The organism is Periweissella ghanensis (genome assembly GCF_918814755.1).
Lineage (GTDB): Bacteria > Bacillota > Bacilli > Lactobacillales > Lactobacillaceae > Periweissella > Periweissella ghanensis.
This window is the reverse complement of the sequence record NZ_CAKKNT010000052.1, coordinates 1-1,852: the sequence shown is the minus strand read 5'-3', so window position 1 is coordinate 1,852 and position 1,852 is coordinate 1. Positions and strand designations below refer to the sequence as shown.

2 protein-coding genes are annotated in these 1,852 nt (G+C 30.7%); both read right to left on the bottom strand.

Features of this window, described 5'->3' with window-relative positions:
- Positions 1-94: 94 nt before the first annotated feature.
- Positions 95-844 carry an IS21-like element helper ATPase IstB gene (istB, locus tag LQZ76_RS09870; protein ID WP_230099540.1) on the bottom strand — a complete coding sequence of 250 codons (750 nt, stop codon included), beginning with the start codon at positions 842-844 and terminating at the stop codon, positions 95-97.
- A 5-nt stretch (positions 845-849) separates the two neighbouring features.
- Positions 850-1,852 (bottom strand): Mu transposase domain-containing protein (locus LQZ76_RS09865; protein WP_435529408.1); only part of this gene is annotated, 1,003 nt, incomplete at its 5' end.

Sequence of the window (1,852 nt, the reverse complement as noted above, 5' to 3'; positions counted from 1 at the left end):
TGTCGCCGTCAAGTTAAATTGAGCCAAAAATAGTCAATAAAGTTGAGCCACATTGATCTAAAACGGTCAATAAAATTGAGCCGTTTCTTCCTTTTTAATTTTTAAATATTGATTCTCTGTGAGTTAAACGATAACTATCACCACTCAATTGAATTATTTCAGCTTTTGAAATAATACGATCCAGAATGGCACCTGTTATTATTTCGTCACCAAATACCTCAATCCACTCGTTCGGTGCCTTATTTGATGTTATTATAATAGATGTTGATTCGTAGATATCATTGATGAAATGAAAAAAGAGGTTCGCTTCTTTTTTATCCATTGCAAGAAACATCATGTCGTCTATAATCATAAGTTGTGTATCGCAGATTCGTTTTAAGCGGATTTGCGATTTTTTTGATATGTCTCTAGTTTTTAAAACATGAATTAATTCGCCCATAGTTATAAATATTGCGTCATATCCAGCTCGTATTACTTCTATAGCTAAACCAACTGATAAGAATGTTTTACCGACGCCCGTAGGGCCTAAGAGTATTAAATTATAATGTTTTTCAATCCATGTTATATCTCGTAATTCATTGAATTGACGATCATTTAGATTAGGTTGTAATGATATATCATAATCTTCAAGAGTCCTGTAGTAAGGCAAGGTTGCTTGTTTCAAACGTCTTTCTAGAGCTTTCTGTTGTCGTGCTTTGTCTTCATAAGAAAAAACGTTCATGATAAATTGATAATACGAAATATTATCTTGTTTAGCTTGTATAATGAGATCATTTACTATTTTTGATGATTCAACTAAACGTAGTTTTTTCATCATATTACTTAATTCCGCTATTTCATTCATAGATACTAACCTTCTAATATAGTAATGTATTCGTTTAAGTTTCTTTTTTCTGCCGTTATACTTGCTAATTTAATTTTAGTTTCATCACTCAATGGTGTGTTAACGACATCTGTTTCGACTGCAATGTCCGAGGATTCTTCATTGAAAATGATGGCACACAAATCACGAAACTCAATAGCACTAAATAACGAATTGTCGTACGCACGTATCAAAGCAGTATTCAATATTGTTTTAGAATATTGAATGACGCATGCATCTATTACTGTTAATTGATCACGAATATATCTAGCTTTCTCAAATTTAATTTTTTCAATAAATACTTTCGCTAATTTTTTATTTTCAAAATTATTAATTACTTTCTTCATAAGTTCATCTGTTGATGTATTATTAGATTTTCTATGACTTGGTTTTGATACGAGCATTCCTTTCGCTACAGACAACTGATGTTTGGTTATAATCATACCTGTCTCAATATCAACTATAGTTACTTCACTATTTTGTACCTTAACTAGTACCTTTTTGCCTTCATTTTTGTAAGTCCCTAATGGTACAGAATATCTGTTACCTTGAAAATCAATAATATTTCCTTTTTGAACAGTACGTAGATCTTTATCTTTATACCGCTCCGCGGTAGTTATAATTTCTGAGATAGGGGTTAGCATCTTACGCTCTTCTATAAAAATTTTTGCAGGTATCTTTTTAGTGGTATTATGAATTTTTCCATTTCCACGGCGAACTAACCAATCAAATGATTGCTTATTCCATTTATCAATATCTGTATAAACTCTGTCTTTAGCAAAATTATTTTTTATAAACTGAATTACTCTTTCTATTTTTCCTTTTGTTTCTGGATCAGCACCTCTACAAATATATAGCTTGAGTCTTTCTGTATTTATATATGATTTAAATTGCTGTGTAAGTAATAAATCACCACTATTCTCACTTGTTACGATGATATTATCTTGGTCATATACTATTTCTTGAGGCTTTCCACCAAAATATTCAAAT